The following is a 1,065-nucleotide window of genomic DNA, read 5'->3' as shown; positions in this document are numbered from 1 at the left end:
GAACAGGGCTACGACGCACTTGGTCGACTGACCTCGGTGCACCGCAAAGGCGTGTCCCGGGTGCAGGACTTTGGCGCGACTGAGTTCTCCGGCACCGCGCCGGTCACGGCCGATACTTTCACCTACTACAGCTATGACGCGCTGGGCCGGCGAATCAGCCACACCGACGCCCTCGGTCAAGTCGACAAGACCTGGTACGACGATTTAAATCGCGTCGTCAAGACGCGCAGCGCCGCCAACCGTGAGACCAGCTACAGCTACGAATTTGCAGCGGCTGGCGTGACCGGTGCCGGCGCAGTGTTGGGCGTAGGCGGGGCCAGCGTCGGCGGCTACAAGCTCACCACCACCAGTGCCGATGGTCGCACCACGGTCGATAAAACTGACTACTTCGGCCGCACCACCTGGCACCAGGACCTGGCGGGCCGGGGCTACACCTACACCTACAACCTGGCCGGCCAACTGGCCAAGCAGACCAGCACCACCGGCCAGAACATCGAATACACCTACCTGCAAAACGGCATGATCGCCGAGGCGCGTGACTTGGGTATGCACACCTTGAGCCGCTACGGCTACGACGATGCAGGCAACCGCACCAGCGAGTCCTACAGCCAGCTGCAAAGTGACAACGCCACCATCAGCAGCAGCTACCAGACCAGCACGATCGCCTACGACGAACTCGGCCGCATCGCCCGCGTGTGGGACGGCGTCGCCGAAAGCACCGGCTACGACCTCGCGCATACCCACGATGTGCGCTACGAGTACGACGCTGTGGGCAACCGCCGCGCCGTGCACGCCCTCTACTGGCACCCGCTGGACCGCAGGCTGCGCGCCGAAGAAGTCTTCTACTACACCTACGACGAGGCCGACCGCTTCACCATCACCAAGGGCATGCTCAACCGCCGTGGCACGTCCGAGACCGACACCGGCGCCAGCATCAGTTTGGGGTTCTCTGGCTCACAGGCCGTCAAGATCGGCTACGACAAGGCCGGCCAGCGCACCTCGGCCACCACGGTCGATGGCACCGTCGAGACCTACACCTACAGCTCCGACGGCTATCTCGAAGAC

General features: G+C 64.1%; 1 protein-coding gene. It reads left to right on the top strand.

All coding sequences use genetic code 11. From position 1 onward, the window contains the following. Nucleotides 1-36: 36 nt before the first annotated feature. Nucleotides 37-1,065: hypothetical protein (locus ACXJKR_RS33260; protein ID WP_457326489.1), on the top strand; the 1,029-nt coding region annotated here is incomplete at its 3' end.

It is taken from the genome of Roseateles sp. P5_E11 (assembly GCF_054049355.1).
The sequence above is the reverse complement of the archived record's forward strand: the minus strand, read 5'-3'. Positions and strand labels throughout refer to the sequence as shown.